Raw genomic sequence first — 18,107 nt, 5'->3', positions numbered from 1 at the left:
TTAAAACGCCCGGTTGTGGGCGGCTGTCGCCGCGGTATTTCCCGCGTCATTGTTAAACAACCGCTACGGGAAACAATAAAAGGCCGGACAAATGTCCGGCCTTTCAAGGCATGCCGTCGAAATTACTTGATGCGGGCGACGCCGCCCGAGATCTCGACCGTTTCCGATCCGGTCAGGGCTTCGAGGTCGCCATTGGGCAAGGTGACGAAGCAGCCATTCGGGCAGAATTCCACGGTTTCACCCGCGGCCAGCGCCAGGTCGGTCTTGCTGCCACCTTCCGTCACGATCAGCGTGCGGGTCTCGGCGTCCTTGTTGACCGCGCTGGCGGAATGGGCCGGGCCGCTCACGGCGAGCAAGGCGACGGCGGCGACGAGCGACTTCCACATGTGCAGTATCGGTGTTCCCACCGCCTCTGTTGCATTTCGCAAGGCATCCTCGCCTTTGCATGGGAGCTTATATGAGATGGAAGCTGAACCGCAACTGAATGCCGCATTCATGCCGCAATTGGTTTGACCGCCTGAAACCTTCCGATCGCCAATCTAATCCGGGTCAGGCTTCTTCGCCTTGCGTCCCGATCTGGCTAGACGTTTGGCCTCGGCCGCGGCCTCCAGCTTCGCTTGTTCCTGTTCGGCGAAATCGGCCTCGATCTTGTCGTCGTCGGTCGGCCAGGCCTTCGCATGCTTGGGCTCGACGACCGCGCGTGGCGTCGAGGGTATCTCGATATGCTGGTCGCTGAATGTTTCCAGCACGGTGAAGCGGATATCGTTCTGCACGATGTTGCCGTTCATCACATCCGCCAGGAAAATCCGGATCTCGAATTCCAGCGCGGCAGGCCCGAAATTGGAAAACAGCACGAAGGGTTCGGGGTTCTTCAGCACCAGCGGATGACCGCGGGCGATCTCGAGCAGCACCGCGTGCACCTGCTTGACGTCGCTGCCATAGGCGACGCCGACCTTGATGTCGATGCGGCCGAGCTTGTTGCGGTGCGTCCAGTTGCCGACGGCGTTGTTGATCAGGTTCGAATTGGGCAGGATCACCGACTGCCGCTGGAAGGTCTCGATCTCGGTGGCGCGCACGCTGATCTTCTTGACGGTGCCGCTGATGTCGCCGGCGACGATCCAGTCGCCGACCTTGAACGGCCGCTCGGCCAGCAGGATCAGGCCCGAGACGAAGTTCGACACCACGTTCTGCAGGCCAAAGCCGATGCCGAGGGAAAGGGCGCCGGCGACCAGCGCGAGGCTGGACAGGTCGATGCCCGCCGCCGAGATGCCGATCAGTGCCGCAAGTGCCACGCCGGCATAGCCGACGGCCAGCCGAATCGAGTTGCGCACCCCCGTGTCGACCTTGCCGCGCGCCATCACCGAACCGTCGAGCCAGCCCTGGAACCAGCGCGTCAGGAAATAGCCGATGATGAAGACGACGATGCCCGACAGGATGCCGGTGACCGAAATTGTCACCGAACCGATATTGATCCCGGTCGCCAGCTTGTAGGCCCAGGCCTGGATGTCGCCCAGTTGGAAGCCCCACATCAACAGGATCAGCGGCAGAAAGACCAGCACGATCATCACATTGATGGCCACGCTGACGACAAGGCCGAGCTGGTCGAGCGCGGTGTCCTCGTAGCTGGAATTGGCCGACAGCCAGCGTCCGACCGATGTGTTGGCGAAGGCGCCCTCGTCGCCGATCGCTTGTGCCGACAGGAAGCCGATATAGGCAGTGACCAGGGCGGTGCCCGTGACCACGACCTGCAGCGACACGAAGAGCGCAAGGCCGATATAGCCGAGCAGCGCCGCGATGATGGTGAAGAACCCCAAAGCCAGCGCCAGGTAGCGCAGCCATGCGGGCCAAGGCCGCCAGCTGCCGTCACGGGCCTTGAACGGCCGCAGCATCGCCATCAGGATCAGGATGATGCCGACGACGATGGTGGCCACGAAACTGCGCGCGATCGTCAGCGACAGCGGCGATCCCATCTTGTCGTTGATGACGGACAGGAAGGTGTTGACGCTGATGACCACGGCCATGGCGGTGGTGAGCCGCACCAGCCAGCGCGCCGGCCCGGTTTCGACCGGGATCAGGCGCCAGTTCGGCAGCCGCGGCTCGAGCGCCGCATTGGCCAGCCGGTTGACGCAGAACACCACCCCGATGACGGTCGCCAGCGCATTGAGGAAGAGGCCAATGTCGCCGCGCAAAACGTTGTAATAGTTGAAAAAGAAAATCGTCGATCCAAGAAAAGCGCCGACCGCCAGCGTCGGCAGCAATGTCGACCAGAAAGCCACCGACAGACGGCTGAGATAGGACGGATCCTCGTTGGACGGATCGGCTTCGAACACGCGCCCGAACAACCGCCTGCCGCCGACCAGAAGCACCAGGGCCAGCCCGAGCGCCACGAAGGTAGCCGCCAGAACGGCCTGGAACTTGAACCTGAAGGCGAAGCTCAGCCAGGACGAGACCGCCTTGTAGAAATTGCCGAATTCGTCGCGGGCGTCGGAAAAGACCTGTGGGCTCAGCGCATCCGACAGCACATAGCGCTTGGTCAGGAGATTGCGGAAGAGCGCGCTGCGCATATTGCCGATCTTGTCGATCAGCCCGCTGATGCGGATCGACAGCGTCTGCGCCTGCGCGATGACGGCGTTGATCTCGGCCTTTTCGGAGACCAGCGCCTGGCGCTCGGCGCTGACGATGTCGGGTTCCGGCGGCTGGCCGGCGGCGGGTGCCGGACCAAGCTGCTCGAGCCGGCTGTTGATCTCGCTAAGGCGCGTGCGGAAGGCCAGCGCGCTGTTCAGCGATTGCCGCGACAGTTCCTCGAGCTGCAGGCGGATATCGACGAGCGTGGCGTCGTCACCGCCATCCTGCTGGATCTTCTTGTCGAGATTGTCGGTCTTGGTCGTCAGGTCCTGGAGGATTTTCTGCTGGTCGGCGACCAGTCCGGCAGGCGCCTGGCCAAGCCCCTGCGCCGACGCGTCGAAGGAGAGCGGCGCCGAAACGACAAGCGTCAGGATCAGAACGAGGCGAAGCAATTTGAAAAACATGATTTGTCGGCGACTCAAGGCGGCAATAGCAATGAATTTGCCTGTCCTTGATAAAGACGGCCATATCATGGGGCAAGCCGTCGCATCCGACCGCCAGGGCTCCGAACTCGGGGCAACCAAGACCTGACGACGGCCAGTCCCTCTGCGCCGGCAGCTTTTACGATAGGAATTTTTTCTTGACTGGGTGAAGGCAGCTATGGTAGATATTCAGCCATGGTGCTGACTCGCGCCAGCGACCCGTCGCACAGGCGGGTTTTTTCGTTCAAGGCTCCATCGACAGCGCACCGTCGAAGGAACCCGTTAACCCGGATTCGTTTGCCCTGAGCCGACCCACCTGCGCTGATCTGGCGGTGGCCGGAGCGTCGGCCAGTCGAAAGGCGATGGCGCAATATTGGCTTTGCGCGTGCGGCCTGCTCTATAGTCTGCCGCATCGCCCGAAACGGACATCATATCCATGGCAGAGTACTCGGCCCTTTCGTTGCTCGCGAACGCGCTCAAGGGAAACAAGGACTGGAAGCCGGCCTGGCGCAAGCCGGACCCGAAGGCATCCTACGACGTCATCATCATCGGCGGCGGCGGACACGGACTGTCGACCGCCTATTATCTCGCCAAGGAACACGGCATCACCAACGTCGCGGTGCTGGAAAAAGGCTGGCTCGGCTCCGGAAATGTCGGCCGCAACACCACCGCCGTGCGCTCCAACTATCTGCTGCCCGCCAACACCCGCTTCTACGAGCATTCGATGAAGCTGTGGGAGAACCTGTCGCACGATCTCAACTACAACGTCATGTTCTCTCAGCGCGGCTGCCTGAACCTGGCGCACACGCCGGCCCAGTTCGACGACTATGCACGGCGCGGCAACGCCATGCGCCATCTCGGCGTTGACGCCGAACTGATGACGCCGGCGCAAATCAAGCGCCTGATCCCCGCGCTCGACATTTCCAATGATGCACGCTTCCCTGTGGTCGGCGGCCTGATGCAGCGGCGCGCCGGCACCGCCCGCCACGACGCCGTGGCCTGGGGCTATGCGCGGGGCGCCGACCGGCGCGGCGTCGACATCATCGAGAATTGCGAGGTCACCGGCTTCCTGCGCGACGGCGACCGCGTCACCGGCGTCACCACATCACGCGGCGACATCCGCGCCAAGAAGGTGGCGGTCGCGGTGGCCGGCAGCACCGGTCGAGTGATGCAGCTTGCCGGCATCGAGACGATGCCGATCGAGAGCCATGTGCTGCAGGCCTTCGTCACCGAATCGCTGAAGCCCTTCATCGATACGGTCGTCACGTTCGGCATGGGCCATTTCTACATGTCGCAGTCGGACAAGGGTGGCCTTGTCTACGGCGGCGACATCGACGGCTACAACAGTTACGCCCAGCGCGGCAACCTGCCCATCGTCGACGAGGTGATGAGCGAGATGCTGGCGCTGTTCCCGGGGCTTGCCCGCGTGCGCATGCTGCGCTCCTGGGGCGGCGTCTGCGACATGTCGATGGACGGCTCGCCCATCATCACCACCGGCCCGCTGCCGGGCATGTATCTCAACTGCGGCTGGTGCTATGGCGGCTTCAAGGCGACGCCTGCCTCCGGCTGGTGCTTTGCCTGGACCATCGCCAAGGACGAGCCGCACGACCTTAACGCCCCCTTCACGCTCGACCGCTTCCATCGCGGCCTGGTGATCGACGACAAGGGCCAGGGCGCCAACCCCAGACTGCACTGAACAAAATCTCACTAAGGCTCCGTTGAGCAAGGCTGCACCAGGAATATCCGATGTTGATCACTTGTCCCTATTGCGGCCCGCGCGACGTCATCGAGTTCACCTACCAGGGTGACGGCAACCGCGAGCGTCCCGATCCCGCATCGCAAAATTTCGAAGCCTGGAATGCCTATGTCTATGACCGGCTGAACCCGGCCGGAGACCACAACGAGATCTGGCAGCATTCCGGCGGCTGCCGCGTGCATCTCAGGGTCGTGCGCAACACGTTGACGCACGAGATTTCCAGCGTCGCCTTCGCACGCGGCGATCACGGCTCGGTCGCGCGTCGCAAGGCGGAGGGCAAATCGTGAGCCCGCGCCGCACCGAGACCGGCGGCCGCATAGACCGGCTGAAAACCATCCGCTTCACCTTTGATGGCGAGCCCTACACCGGCCATGCCGGCGATACGCTGGCTTCGGCGCTGCTGGCCAACGGCGTCACGCTTTACGGGCGCTCGTTCAAATACCACCGCCCGCGCGGTCTCCTGACATCAGGCGTGGAAGAGCCGAACGCGCTGGTGACGGTGCTGAAGGGCGAGGTTCGCGAGCCCAACATTGCGGCGACCATGGTCGAGCTTCATGACGGGTTGGTCGCCGTCAGCCAGAACCGTTTTCCCTCGCTGGCCTGGGACGTCAGCGCCGTCAACCAGCTCGGCGGCAAGCTCCTGTCGGCCGGCTTCTACTACAAGACCTTCATGGGTCCGGTGATCGGGCCGCTGAAGGGCACGCGCTTCTGGATGTTCTGCGAGCATTTCATCCGCCGCGCCGCCGGGCTCGGCCGTGCCGGCTCCGCAGCCGACCCGGCGCGCTATGAGCGCATGAACGCCTTTTGCGACGTGCTGGTGGTCGGCTCCGGCCCCGCCGGCCTGATGGCAGCCAAGGCCGCCGCTGACCAGGGAGCGCGTGTCATACTTGCCGAACTCGATCCGCGTTTCGGCGGCTCGGCCAACTGGTCGAACGAGACGATCGATGACCTGCCGGCGGCCGACTGGGCCAGGCGAACCGTGGCCCAGCTCGAGGGTTACGACAATGTCCGGCTTCTGCCGCGCACCACGGTCTGGGGCTACTACGACAGCAATACGCTCGCCGCCCTTGAGCGGGTCACCGATCACAAGGAGACACCTGGCAAGGGCGAACCGCGCCATCGCTATTGGGCGATCCGCGCCCGATCGGTGGTGCTGGCCACCGGCGCTTTCGAACGGCCGCTTGTATTCCCGGGCAACGACCGCCCGGGCGTGATGCTGGCGCATGCCGCGGAGCGCTACGCCAACGAATTCGGCGTGCTGGCGGGGCAGACGGTCGCGCTGTTCACCAACAATGACAGCGCCTATCGCTGCGCCCTGGCGCTGAAGAAGGCCGGCGCAAGAATTGCCGCGATTGTCGATGTCCGCCCCGAGCTTTCGGGCGAAATGCGCGAGCTGGCCGAGGAAACCGAAGCCGAGATCTTTCCCGGCCATGCCGTGATCGCCACCGAGGGGGGCAAGGCGCTCTCGGGCGTCAAGCTGCAGCGCTTCGACATGGCCAACGGCGCGCTCACCGGCGACGCCCGCAGCATCCATGCCGATTGCCTCTTGATGTCGGGCGGCTGGTCGCCAACCATCCATCTGGCCAGCCAGGCCGGCGCCAAGGCGGAGTGGAATGCCGCCCGGCAAGCCTTCCTGCCGCCGAAGCCGACGCAAAACTGGATTGGCGCAGGCGCCTTCACCGGCAGCTTTTCCACCGCCGAAGCGGTGAGCGAGGGCCGCGCCGCGGGCCTTGCCGCGGCAGGCGCGCAAGCCACGCCGGCCGCGCTGCCCTCGGTCGAAGCCGTACCTTGCGATCCCGATCCGGCGCCGGTGTTCGAGATCAAGGCCAGCGGCAAGAGCTTCGTCGACTTCCAGCACGACGTGACGTCGGAGGACGTGCGGCTGGCGCACCGCGAAGGCTTCGTCTCGGTCGAGCATCTGAAACGCTACACCACGCTCGGCATGGCGACCGACCAGGGCAAGAATTCCAACGTTGCCGGCCTTGCCATCATGGCCGAGGCGCTGGGCAAGCCGATCCCGGAAGTCGGCACGACGCGCTTCCGGCCGCCTTTTGCGCCGGTTTCGATCGGATCGCTGGCGGCGGAGCGCTTCGGCGACCTGAAGCCCGAACGGCTGACGCCGATGCATGACTGGCATGTCGCCAATGGCGCGACCATGTATTCCGCCGGCCTGTGGTACCGGCCGATGATCTATGGCCTTGCCGGCGAGACGGTCGAACAGGCCTATGTGCGCGAGGCCAGGGCGACGCGCGAAAGCGCCGGCATCGTCGATGTTTCGACGCTGGGCAAGATCGCCGTGCAAGGTCCGGACGCCGCCGAATTCCTCGACCGTGTCTACACCAATATGTTTTCCACGCTGGCCGTCGGCAAGGCCCGCTACGGGTTGATGCTGCGCGAGGACGGGCTGGCCTTCGACGACGGCACCACATGGCGGCTTGGCGAACAGGATTTCCTGATGACCACCACCACGGCCAATGCCGGCAAGGTGATGCAGCATCTGGAATATTTCCTCGATGTGATCTGGCCGGAGCTCAAGGTTCATGTCACCTCCGTGACCGACCAGTGGGCGGGTGCAGCGATCGGCGGGCCTAAAGCCAGGCAGATCCTGGCCAGTTGCGTCGCCGGCACCCCTGTCGACAACGCGGCGCTGCCGTTCATGGGCATCGTGCATGGCCAGATCGCTGGCGTGCCGGTGATGATCTGCCGGCTGTCCTTCTCCGGCGAAATGGCGTTCGAGGTTTATTGCGGCGCCGACCATGGCACCCATGTCTGGGAAGCGCTTGTCGAGGCCGGCAAGCCGTTCGGCCTGGTAACCTACGGACTGGAAGCCCTGGGCACGATGCGCATCGAGAAAGGCCATGTAACGGGCGCCGAGATCGACGGCCGCACCACGGCGCGCGACCTGCATCTCGACTGGATGCTGTCGAAGAAGAAGCCGTTTATCGGCTCGGCGATGATGGACCGCGAGGGCCTCATCTCCCCCGACCGGCTGGAACTTGTCGGCCTGGTCGCGCTCGACAACAGGCCGCTCAACGGCGGCGCGCATATCGTCGAGGAGCTTGACGAGTCCAACCCGCACGGCTCCATCGGCCACATCACGGCCTGCTGCTATTCGCCGGCGCTCGGCAAGCACATCGCATTGGCGCTGGTCAAAGGCGGCAAGGCCAGGCACGGCTCGCGCGCCCATGTCTCCGATCCGCTGCGCAACCGGTTCGGGCCGGTCGAGATCGTTTCCAACCACTTCTACGATCCGGACGGGAGCCGCATGCATGGTTGAGCGTCTTTCACCGCTGGAGCCGGAATTCCATGTCGGCTCGCACGGCGATTTCGAACATGGTGTCGAAGTCATCCTGACCGAGACGCGGCCGGGCTCGATCGTGCAGCTCGCTGCCTGGCCGGGCGAAGAGAAGAAACTGATATCGGGCATCCGCGCCGTCACCGGGCTTACGTTGCCCGACGGTGCCGGCGGCGGCGCCACCAATGGCGTTAAATCGGCATTCGGTTTTGCACCGGGAAAGTTCACCGTAGCCGACGAAGCCGAGGGGCTGGCCGCGGCTTTCGCGGGCGTGGTGACCCCCGCCATCGGCACGGTGACCGATCTTTCGCATGGCCGCAGCGTGATCCGCATCGCCGGACCGAAGGCCGAGTGGGTGCTGGCGAAGTTCTTCGCCATCGATTTCGCGCTGCCGGCCTTCCCGCTCGGCGCCGGCCGCTCGACCACCCATCACGATGTCTTCGCCCAGATCCAGCGCACCGGTGGCGACCAGTTCGACATCTACGTCTTCCGTTCGTTCGCGCGCTCATTCTGGAAGGCGCTGTGTCACGCCAGCGAGGAAGTCGGTTACGAGGTGCAGTAGGCGCGCCTCGACGGATTCTGGCATCAAGGCCGGCCGGCTCTGACGCTACAGCAATGCGCCGGCGGCCGTCATACTGGCAGGATACGACCGTCAAGCCGGTCCGAAGGGTAACAAAACCCGTCTCAAAAGTCCGCGCATCCGTTTGGTTCGAACATCTCCATGACCGCAGAAATATCCGCCGGCGCCACCGATCGCGCCGATGTGTCGGCCAGGGCCACGCTCCTGCTGCCGCTGACGGTTGCGTGCGGCGTGTTCATGACCAGCCTCGACCAGAACGTCGTGGTGACCGCGCTGCCCGGCATCAGCGAAAGCCTTGGCCGTCCACCAAGCCAGCTTGGCCTGCTGATCACGGTCTATGTCGCCAGCCTGATCATCTCGATGCCGCTCGGCGGCTGGGCCGCCGACCGCTTCGGCCTGCGCAACGTCTACTGCTTTGCGCTGCTGGTCTTCGCCGCCTCGTCGGCGCTGTGCGGCCTGTCGAACAATATCTGGACGCTGGTCGGCGCCCGCGCGCTGCAGGGGTTCGGCGGCGCGCTGATGGGCACGCTCGGCCAGGTCGTCATCCTGTCGACCTTCCCTCGAAGCCGGACGCTTAAGATCAATATGTACATCTCGCTGGCCGGCCAGTCCGGCCCGCTGGTCGGTCCGCTCGTCGGCGGCGCGCTGACCACCTACATCTCCTGGCGCTGGATCTTCTTCATCAACGTGCCCTTCGCGCTGGCGGCGGCTGTCCTTGCCGCCTCGCTGTTTCCGACGGTGACCAAACCCGTGCGCACGCCGTTCGATTTCCCGGGCTTCCTGCTGGTCGGCAGCGGCATGGTCCTGCTGGTCTTCGGCATGGATTCGCTGGCGGCGAAAGATGCGGCCGCCGGCGTGATCGCGGCCGAGCTTGCCCTGGGGCTGGTCGTCCTGACGGTCGCCTCGTTCTATTGCCTGCGCGTGCGCAACCCCCTGCTCGACCTCAAGCTCCTGCGCATCCGAACCTTCCGCATCTCCTTCCTCACCGGCGGCGGTCTGGACACGATCGGCCTCAGCTCCGTCGTCTTCCTGCTGCCGCTGATGTTCCAGCTCGGCTTCGGCATGAGCGCGGTGCAGGCGGGCTCGCTGACATTCGTCGCCGCGGTCGGATCGGTGGTCATGCGTGTCTTCATGCCGCGCCTCCTCAACCGCTTCGGCTTCCGCCGCGTGCTGGTCTTCAATACCCCAGTCGTTGCCGCGATGGTTGCGGGCTTTGCCCTGATGCAGGCGACCACACCGGTGTGGATCGTGCTTGCCTATATCTTCATCTTCGGCGTCTTCCGTTCCGCGCAATGGGCGTCGACCGGCAACCTTGCCTATTCCGATATCGCGCCCGAGCAGCTCGCCCGCTTCAGCGCGCTCTATTACATATTGTGGCAACTGGCGGTGGCGATCAGCGTCGGCCTCGCCGCCGCGGCACTATCGTTTCTGGCCGGCGGCGGTCCGGCCGTCGCCAATGACTTCCGGATACTGTTCGTGATCGAGGGTGTCATCACGCTGTGCGCGCTATCAGCCTATCTCAAGCTGACGCCGCAGGATGGCGCCCATGTCAGCGGCCATGGCGCCCAGATGAACACGGAATAGCGGATGTCGCAGCGCAGGCACAATCGGCCTACTCGCTGAACGTCACCCATTCCTCCAGCGGCACGCGGTCGGTGCGAAAGGCGTTTTCGGGCTTCGACGTATCTTCATAACCGAGCGCCATGCCGCAGACGACGATCTCTTCGTCGGGGATGCCGAGCACCGGCCTGATCTGCCGGTGATAGGGCGCGAACGCCGCCTGCGGACAGGTGTGCAAGCCCCTGCCCCGCGCGGCAACCATGATGTTCTGCAGGAACATGCCGTAGTCGATCCAGGAACCCTGGTTGAGGCGGCGGTCGATGGTGAAGATCATGCCGACCGGCGCGTCGAAGAAGACGAAGTTGCGGTCATGCTGGGCGCGCATCTTGTCGACCTCGCGGCGGCCGATGCCGAGTGCGCCGTAGAGCCCGAAACCGTTGGCGCGGCGGCGGGTCAGATAGGGTTCGAAGAACTGCGTGGGATAATAGCGATATTCGTCCCAGTCGGCCTTTTCGGCGCGGATGCCGGAATTCAGGATGGCATCCGATATGCGCTGCTTGGTGTCGCCCTTGGTGACATAGACCCGCCATGGCTGCATGTTGGTGCCGGAGGGCGCGCGCGCCGCAACCGCCAGTATGTCGCGGATCGTATCGTCGTCGACCATGTCGGGCAGAAAAGCGCGCACCGACCGGCGCGATACGATCGCGTCGTCGACGATATCGGCATCGTCAGCGATTCGAGCCTTCTTTTCCAGCATGGGCCGTCCCTTACCCTGTGTCCCGATCGGACGTCCCCACTCGCCGTTCGCGGCCGAGCCTTTGCATGAACCGCCAAAATCGCGCAAGCAAATCTTGTGCACCCGTGAAAATCCGCTTGATTTTTTCACCGCTCCGGCATCTCATGAAATTTGATTGGATTTTTTCACGAGAGCACGATTTGCCTCCAGCTACAGCGAAAGCATTGCAGGGAAATTACGAACGATTGCTGGCCGGCGATATCAGGGCGCTGCGCAAGGCGCGCGGCCTGACGCTTGCCGAGATCGCCCTGAAACTCGGTCGGTCGGTCGGCTGGGTCAGCCAGGTCGAACGCGGCTTGTCGACACCGTCGCTCAGTGACCTCAGGGCCTTCGGCGAACTGTTCGGCGTGCCGGTCAGCCTGTTCTTCGGCCACGACGTGCCCGTCGAAAGCGAGCGCGGCGCGGTCGTGCGCGCCGGCAGCCGCCGCACCCTTGGCACAAGCGAATCCGGCCTCATGGAGGAGCTTCTGTCGCCCGATCTCGGCGGTAGCTTCGAGATGCTGCGTTCGGTCTTCGCCCCGGGCGCCGAACTCAGGACGGAGGCGCGCCGGCCAACCGAAGAGGCTGGATATGTCGTGTCGGGGACGTTCGACATCGAAATATCGGGGACATGGCATCGCCTCGGCGAAGGCGATTCCTTTCGCTTCGAGGGCAAGCCTTTCCGCTGGCGTAATCCGGGAATGGAGCCGGCGGTCGTCATCTGGGTGGTTTCGCCGCCGGTTTATTGAATGAAATTGGACCAAGGGTTGGAGAAGAACATGGCCGGTTTGCCGAGCACGGCACGCGTGGTGATCATCGGAGGCGGTGTCGTCGGCGCCTCCTCGCTTTACCATCTCGCCAAGGCGGGCTGGACCGACTGCGTTCTCCTGGAAAAGAACGAACTCACCTCCGGCTCGACCTGGCATGCCGCCGGCAATGTGCCGACCTTCTCCTCGTCCTGGTCGCTGATGAACATGCAGCGCTATTCGACCGAGCTCTATCGCGGGCTGGCCGAGGCCGTCGACTATCCCATGAACTACCATGTCACCGGCTCGCTGCGTCTTGCCCACACGCAAGAGCGCATGCAGGAGTTCCAGCGCGCCAAGGGCATGGGCCGCTACCAGGGCATGGACATCGAGATTGTCGGCCCGGACGAGATCAAGCGCCGGTATCCCTTCATCGAGACGCATGAGCTGAAAGGCGCCCTCTACGACCCGAGCGACGGCGACATAGACCCGGCGCAGCTGACCCAGGCTCTGGCCAAGGGCGCGCGCGACATGGGTGCCCGGATCATACGCTTCTGCCCGGTGACAGGCGTGCGCCGCGACAAGGACGAGTGGGTGGTTGCAACAGCGCAAGGCGAGATCCGCTGCGAGATCGTCGTCAACGCCGCCGGCTACCGTGCCGCCGAAGTCGGAAAAATGTTCGGCCGCGAAGTGCCGATGATGGTGATGAGCCATCAGTACATCTTGTTCGAGGAGATCCCCGAACTCGCCGCATGGTCGAAGGAACAGGGCAGGAAGCTGCCGCTGCTGCGCGACGTCGACACCTCCTACTATCTGCGCCAGGAAAAGAACGGCATGAATCTGGGCCCCTATGAGCGCAATTGCCGTGCGCACTGGGCAACCCACAACGATCCGATGCCGGAGGATTTTTCCTTCCAGCTTTTCCCCGACGATCTCGACCGGCTGGAGCATTATCTGGCAGATGCCGTTGCCCGCGTGCCGATCCTGGGTACCGCCGGCCTGTCCAAGGTCATCAACGGCCCGATTCCCTATGCGCCGGACGGCAATCCGCTGATCGGGCCGATGCCGGGAGTCCCCAACGCCTTCGAGGCCTGCGTCTTCACCTTCGGCATCGCGCAAGGCGGCGGTGCAGGCAAGGTGCTGGCCGAATGGGTCACTGAGGGCCAGACCGAATGGGACATGTGGTCCTGCGACCCGCGCCGCTTCACATCCTTCGCTTCGGCGCCGGATTATTGCGTTGCCAAAGGCATGGAGATCTACGGCAACGAATACGCCATCCAGTTTCCGCGCCATGCCTGGCCGGCGGGACGCGACAGGAAATTGTCGCCGATCCATGAGCGCATCAAGGCGTTCGGCGCCCGCTTCGACGCCTATAATGGCTGGGAGCGCGCCACCTGGTATGCGCAGGATGGCGACGACGTCTCCGAAGAAGGAACGCTCACCTTCCGTCGCGACGGGCCGTGGCAGCACCGCGTGCGCGAGGAATGCCTGGCCGTTCGCGACGCCGCCGGCATACTCGACCTGCCGGGTTTTTCGCGCTTCAACCTCGAAGGTCCGGGCGCCGCCGAATGGCTGAGCCGGCAAGTGACCGGCCTCGTGCCGAAGCCCGGCCGCATCGGTCTCGTCTATTTCTCCGACGACAAGGGCCGCATCGTCACCGAAATGTCGGTGGTGCGCCATGGCGAGGAGTCCATGACGCTGATCACTGCGGCAGTAGCGCAATGGCATGACTTCGAATGGCTGAAATCGCACATGCCCAAGGATGCGACTTTCAAGCTGATCGACCGGACCGAGGAATTCTCCACCCAAATCCTGGCCGGACCCAAGTCGCGGGAAATCCTCGCCACCGTCTGTGAGGCCGACCTGACCTTGCCGTGGCTGACGCATCAGGAAACTGATATCGCCGGACGCTGGGCGAAGCTGGTACGCGTCTCCTTCGCCGGCGAACTCGGCTGGGAAATCCACACCAGGGTTGACGACACCGCCGCCGTTTTCGACACCATCTGCGGGGCGGGACAGCCGCACGGCCTGAAACCGTTCGGCATGTACGCGCTGGATTCGTTGCGGCTTGAAAAGGGCTACCGCACCTGGAAAGGCGACCTCTCGACCGACTACTCGATCCTGCAAGGCGGGCTCGAGCGCTTCGTCAAATGGGACAAGCCCGATTTCCGCGGCAAGGCGGCGCTGCAGAACGAGAAGCAGCAGGGCGTCAGGAAGCGCTTCGTCACGCTGGTGGTCGAAAACCCCGGCGATTGCGACGCACCCTACATGTCGACGCTGTGGCATGACGGCCAGATCGTCGGCGAGACGACGTCAGGCGGCTGGGGCCACCGCGTCGGCAAGTCGATCGCGCTCGGCATGCTGCGCGCCGACCTGGCGGAGCCCGGCACATCGGTCGAAGTCGAGATCTTCGGCGACCGCTTCAAGGCGGTCGTGCAGAAGGACGAGCCCTTGTGGGATCCGAAGAACGAAAGGTTGAGAGCCTGATGCCAAAACCATCATCGCGCATTTCAGGCATCGTGCCGTCGGGCAAGGATGGCTGGGAAGTCCACTTCGCCGCATGGGCCCGCAAGGAGGCCGGCGAGGACATCATCATGCTGTCGGTCGGCGATCACGATTTCGATACGCCTTCCGAGACGATCGAGGCCTGCGTGACCGCGGTTCGCGGCAGCAATCACCACTACACCCCCCTGCCCGGCCTGCCGCGCTTGCGCAAGGCCATGGCGGCCGCCTCGGGCGCCTGCACGGGAATCGAGACGACGCCGGACCAGGTCATCGCCACGCCGGGCGGCCAGGCGGCGCTCTACGCCGCCGTGCAGGCCGTGCTCGACCCGGGCGACCACGCCATCGTGGTTGCGCCATACTACGCGACCTACCCCAACACCTTCAGCGCCGCGGGCGCGACCTTCACGGTTGTCGAGACGCCGGCCGAGGATGGTTTCCAGCCCCGCGCCGACATGATCCGCGCGGCATTGCGGCCGAATACGCGCGCCATCCTGATCAACACGCCGAACAATCCGACCGGAGCCGTCTATTCGCGGGAACGGCTGGAACAGCTGGCCGAGGTCTGCCGCGAGCACGATTTGTGGCTGCTGTCAGACGAAGTCTATTGGACGCTCGGCGGCGGCGAGCACATCTCGCCGCGTTCCCTGCCCGGCATGGCCGAGCGCACGCTGGTCGTCAATTCCATGTCCAAGAGCCACGGCATGACCGGCTGGCGCATGGGCTGGCTGACCGGTCCCAGCGAGATGATCTCGCTGCTGACCAACCTCAATCTGGTGACGACCTACGGCCTGCCGGCCTTCATCTCGATCGCCTGCACCGAGGCGCTGGAGAAGGGTTATGGCGTGAAGGAAATCGCCGAACGCTATGCGGCGCGACGCGCCGTCCTGCTCGACGCCGTGCGCGGCATGAACGATGTCGGCGTGCGCGGCTCCGAAGGCGGCATGTATGTCATGCTCGACATATCGGCCGTCGAATCCGACGACGAGAAGTTCGCCTTCGCCTTCCTCGACAAGGAGAAGGTCGGCGTCATGCCCGGCTCCAGCTTCGGCGAGGCCGCAGCCGGCCATATCCGCGTCAGCCTGTGCCAGCCGGAACCGGTCCTGCGGGAAGCAGCACTCCGGCTGCGCCGCTTTGTCTCCAGCTACCGCCGCGAGGCCGCATGAACATCCCTTCCCCTCGGACCATTCCCGCCAAAGCCCGCGCGGTCATCATCGGCGGCGGCGTTTCCGGCTGCTCGGTCGCCTACCACCTGGCCAAGCTCGGCTGGACCGACATCGTGCTTCTGGAGCGCAAGCAACTGACCTCGGGCACGACATGGCACGCCGCCGGCCTGATCGGCCAGTTGCGCGGCTCGCAGAACATGACGCGGCTGGCGAAATATTCGGCCGACCTCTACGTCAAGCTGGAAGCCGAGACCGAGGTCGGTACCGGCATGCGCCAGGTCGGCTCGATCACCGTCGCGCTGACCGAGGAGCGCAAGCACGAGATCTACCGGCAGGCTTCACTCGCCCGCGCCTTCGATGTCGACGTGCGCGAGATTTCGCCCAGGGAAGTCAAGGAGATGTACCCGCATCTCAACGTGTCCGACGTCGTCGGCGCCGTGCACCTGCCGCTCGACGGCCAGTGCGACCCGGCCAACATCGCCATGGCATTGGCCAAGGGCGCGCGCCAGCGCGGCGCCACCATCGTGGAGAATGTGAAGGTCACCAAGGTCCACACCAGGAACGGCCGCGTCACCGGTGTGTCCTGGGCCCAGGGCGAGGAGCAAGGCACGATCGAGGCCGACATCGTCGTCAACTGCGCCGGCATGTGGGCGCGCGAACTGGGCGCCCAGAACGGCGTCACCATCCCGCTGCACGCCTGCGAGCATTTTTACCTCGTCACCGAGCCGATCCCGGGGCTGAGCCGCCTGCCGGTGCTGCGCGTGCCCGACGAGTGCGCCTACTACAAGGAAGATGCCGGCAAGATGATGCTCGGCGCCTTCGAGCCGGTGGCCAAGCCGTGGGGCATGGACGGCATAAGCGAGGATTTCTGCTTCGACCAGTTGCCCGAGGACATGGACCATTTCGAGCCGATCCTGGAAATGGGCGTAAACCGCATGCCGATGCTGGCGACAGCCGGCATCCACACCTTCTTCAACGGTCCGGAGAGTTTCACCCCCGACGACCGCTATTATCTCGGCGAGGCGCCGGAACTGCGGGGCTACTGGATGGCGACCGGCTACAATTCGATCGGCATCGTCTCGTCAGGCGGCGCCGGCATGGCGCTGGCGCAGTGGATCAACGACGGTGAGGCACCGTTCGACCTGTGGGAAGTCGACATCCGCCGCGCCCAGCCTTTCCAGAAGAACCGCCGCTACCTCAAGGAGCGTGTCTCCGAAACGCTCGGCCTGCTCTATGCCGATCATTTCCCCTATCGCCAGGTGGTAACGTCGCGCGGCGTGCGCCGTTCGCCCCTGCACGACCATCTGAAGGCGCGCGGCGCCGTGTTCGGCGAAGTCGCCGGCTGGGAGCGCGCCAACTGGTTCGCGCGCGAAGGCCAGGAGCGCGAATACCGCTATTCCTGGAAGCGGCAGAACTGGTTCGACAACCAGCGCGAGGAGCACCTCGCCGTCCGCAACAAGGTAGGCCTGTTCGACATGACCTCGTTCGGCAAGATCCGCGTCGAGGGCCGCGACGCCTGCGCCTTCCTGCAAAAACTGTGCGCCAACGACATGGACGTGGCGCCCGGCAGGATCGTCTACACGCAGATGCTCAACCGGCGCGGCGGCATCGAGAGCGATCTCACGGTGTCGCGCCTGTCGGACACCGCCTATTTCCTCGTCGTGCCTGGTGCGACGCTGCAGCGCGACCTCGCCTGGCTGCGCAAGCACCTTACGGACGAGTTCGTCGTCATCACCGATGTCACCGCTGCCGAAAGCGTGCTCTGCCTGATGGGTCCGGATGCGCGAAAATTGATCCAGAAGGTCAGCCCCAACGACTTCTCCAACGAGAACAACCCGTTTGGCACCTTCCAGGAGATCGAGATCGGCATGGGCCTCGCCCGCGCCCACCGTGTCACTTATGTCGGCGAACTTGGCTGGGAGCTCTATGTTTCGACCGACCAGGCGGCCCATGTCTTCGAGGCAATCGATGCGGCCGGTGCCGATGTCGGGCTGAAGCTGTGCGGCCTGCATACACTCGATTCCTGCCGCATCGAAAAAGCCTTCCGCCATTTCGGCCACGACATCACCGACGAGGATAACGTGCTGGAAGCCGGTCTCGGCTTCGCGGTGAAGACGGCCAAAGGCGATTTCATCGGCCGCGATGCGGTGTTGAAGAAGAAAGAAAGCGGATTGAACCGCCGGCTGGTCCAGTTCCGGCTGAAGGACCCGCAGCCGCTGCTCTTCCACAATGAGGCGATCCTGCGCGACGGCAAGATCGTCGGCCCGATCACCTCAGGCAATTACGGCCACCACCTCGGCGGCGCGATCGGGCTGGGCTATGTGCCCTGCCAGGGCGAGAGCGAGGCGGATGTGCTGGCCTCGTCCTATGAGATCGAGATCGCCGGCGAGCGCTTCGCGGCGGAGGCGTCGCTGAAGCCGATGTATGACCCGAAGGCGGAGCGGGTGATGTAGCGGCGCTTTTTCCTTCTCCCCTTGTGGGAGAAGGTGGATCGGCGCGCAGCGCCGAGACGGTTGAGGGGTGTTCCAGCGGAGTGAGACGCTGGCGTTCCCTGGAACACCCCTCATCCGACCTCGCTGCGCGAGGCCACCTTCTCCCACAAGGGGCCTGTTGCGTTATTAGGGTCGGAGCGCAAGAGGAGAAGTAAGGGCCAATGCGGGGTGCCCTTCGGCGCGGGTTT

General features: G+C 64.4%; 12 protein-coding genes. 9 read left to right on the top strand and 3 right to left on the bottom strand.

The window, feature by feature from the left end:
- Positions 1-122 precede the first annotated feature (122 nt).
- Positions 123-386 (bottom strand): hypothetical protein, encoded by a 264-nt coding sequence (locus FJ964_RS16290; protein ID WP_140551337.1) that lies wholly within the window; start codon positions 384-386, stop codon positions 123-125.
- Between the two features lie 153 nt (positions 387-539).
- A complete protein-coding gene (locus FJ964_RS16285; protein WP_140551336.1) occupies positions 540-3,029 on the bottom strand; it encodes a mechanosensitive ion channel family protein in 2,490 nt (829 codons plus the stop codon).
- Between the two features lie 454 nt (positions 3,030-3,483).
- Here FJ964_RS16285 and FJ964_RS16280 point away from each other — a divergent pair, with 454 nt between their 5' ends.
- From FJ964_RS16280 to FJ964_RS16260, 5 genes are all read left to right on the top strand, one after another.
- Entirely contained in the window at positions 3,484-4,743 is a 1,260-nt protein-coding gene (locus tag FJ964_RS16280) for a sarcosine oxidase subunit beta (protein ID WP_140551335.1), read from the top strand.
- Positions 4,744-4,793: 50 nt separating this feature from the next.
- Entirely contained in the window at positions 4,794-5,090 is a 297-nt protein-coding gene (locus FJ964_RS16275; RefSeq protein WP_140551334.1) for a sarcosine oxidase subunit delta, read from the top strand.
- Positions 5,087-8,080: a sarcosine oxidase subunit alpha gene (locus FJ964_RS16270; RefSeq protein WP_140551333.1), complete on the top strand. Its 2,994-nt coding sequence runs from the start codon at positions 5,087-5,089 to the stop codon at positions 8,078-8,080. Before FJ964_RS16275 ends, FJ964_RS16270 begins: the two co-directional genes overlap by 4 nt.
- Positions 8,073-8,660 carry a sarcosine oxidase subunit gamma gene (locus tag FJ964_RS16265; RefSeq protein ID WP_140551332.1) on the top strand — a complete coding sequence of 196 codons (588 nt, stop codon included), beginning with the start codon at positions 8,073-8,075 and terminating at the stop codon, positions 8,658-8,660. Before FJ964_RS16270 ends, FJ964_RS16265 begins: the two co-directional genes overlap by 8 nt.
- 159 nt (positions 8,661-8,819) lie before the next feature.
- Positions 8,820-10,262 (top strand): MFS transporter, encoded by a 1,443-nt coding sequence (locus tag FJ964_RS16260; protein WP_140551331.1) that lies wholly within the window; start codon positions 8,820-8,822, stop codon positions 10,260-10,262.
- 28 nt (positions 10,263-10,290) lie between these two features.
- Here the strand turns inward: FJ964_RS16260 and FJ964_RS16255 are convergent, their stop codons facing one another.
- Complete coding sequence (locus FJ964_RS16255) at positions 10,291-10,995, bottom strand: nitroreductase (protein ID WP_181172497.1); 705 nt, start codon at positions 10,993-10,995, stop codon at positions 10,291-10,293.
- 224 nt (positions 10,996-11,219) lie between these two features.
- On the opposite strand from FJ964_RS16255, the gene FJ964_RS16250 reads away from it, so the two are divergent.
- From FJ964_RS16250 to FJ964_RS16235, 4 genes are read left to right on the top strand one after another with little or no spacing between them, the layout of a single operon-like run.
- Entirely contained in the window at positions 11,220-11,762 is a 543-nt protein-coding gene (locus FJ964_RS16250) for an XRE family transcriptional regulator (RefSeq protein WP_181172510.1), read from the top strand.
- Between the two features lie 30 nt (positions 11,763-11,792).
- The gene (locus FJ964_RS16245) at positions 11,793-14,246 is read left to right on the top strand and encodes an FAD-dependent oxidoreductase (protein WP_140551329.1); all 2,454 of its coding nucleotides are present in this window, start codon (positions 11,793-11,795) and stop codon (positions 14,244-14,246) included.
- Complete coding sequence (locus FJ964_RS16240; RefSeq protein ID WP_140551328.1) at positions 14,246-15,427, top strand: pyridoxal phosphate-dependent aminotransferase; 1,182 nt, start codon at positions 14,246-14,248, stop codon at positions 15,425-15,427. Before FJ964_RS16245 ends, FJ964_RS16240 begins: the two co-directional genes overlap by 1 nt.
- Positions 15,424-17,880: an FAD-dependent oxidoreductase gene (locus FJ964_RS16235; RefSeq protein WP_140551327.1), complete on the top strand. Its 2,457-nt coding sequence runs from the start codon at positions 15,424-15,426 to the stop codon at positions 17,878-17,880. Before FJ964_RS16240 ends, FJ964_RS16235 begins: the two co-directional genes overlap by 4 nt.
- Positions 17,881-18,107 lie beyond the last annotated feature (227 nt).

The sequence above is a fragment of the Mesorhizobium sp. B2-3-2 genome (genome assembly GCF_006442295.1).
Lineage (GTDB): Bacteria > Pseudomonadota > Alphaproteobacteria > Rhizobiales > Rhizobiaceae > Mesorhizobium.
This window is presented reverse-complemented; position numbering and strand designations above follow the sequence as displayed.

What these genes read in the sequence shown, in the direction of transcription:
- FJ964_RS16285 (WP_140551336.1), bottom strand. Translation starts at nt 3,029, where the DNA reads ATGTTTTTCAAATTGCTTCGCCTCGTTCTGATCCTGACGCTTGTCGTT.
- FJ964_RS16260 (WP_140551331.1), top strand. Translation starts at nt 8,820, where the DNA reads ATGACCGCAGAAATATCCGCCGGCGCCACCGATCGCGCCGATGTGTCG.
- FJ964_RS16255 (WP_181172497.1), bottom strand. Translation starts at nt 10,995, where the DNA reads ATGCTGGAAAAGAAGGCTCGAATCGCTGACGATGCCGATATCGTCGAC.
- FJ964_RS16240 (WP_140551328.1), top strand. Translation starts at nt 14,246, where the DNA reads ATGCCAAAACCATCATCGCGCATTTCAGGCATCGTGCCGTCGGGCAAG.
- FJ964_RS16280 (WP_140551335.1), top strand. Translation starts at nt 3,484, where the DNA reads ATGGCAGAGTACTCGGCCCTTTCGTTGCTCGCGAACGCGCTCAAGGGA.
- FJ964_RS16265 (WP_140551332.1), top strand. Translation starts at nt 8,073, where the DNA reads ATGGTTGAGCGTCTTTCACCGCTGGAGCCGGAATTCCATGTCGGCTCG.
- FJ964_RS16245 (WP_140551329.1), top strand. Translation starts at nt 11,793, where the DNA reads ATGGCCGGTTTGCCGAGCACGGCACGCGTGGTGATCATCGGAGGCGGT.
- FJ964_RS16235 (WP_140551327.1), top strand. Translation starts at nt 15,424, where the DNA reads ATGAACATCCCTTCCCCTCGGACCATTCCCGCCAAAGCCCGCGCGGTC.
- FJ964_RS16275 (WP_140551334.1), top strand. Translation starts at nt 4,794, where the DNA reads ATGTTGATCACTTGTCCCTATTGCGGCCCGCGCGACGTCATCGAGTTC.
- FJ964_RS16290 (WP_140551337.1), bottom strand. Translation starts at nt 386, where the DNA reads ATGTGGAAGTCGCTCGTCGCCGCCGTCGCCTTGCTCGCCGTGAGCGGC.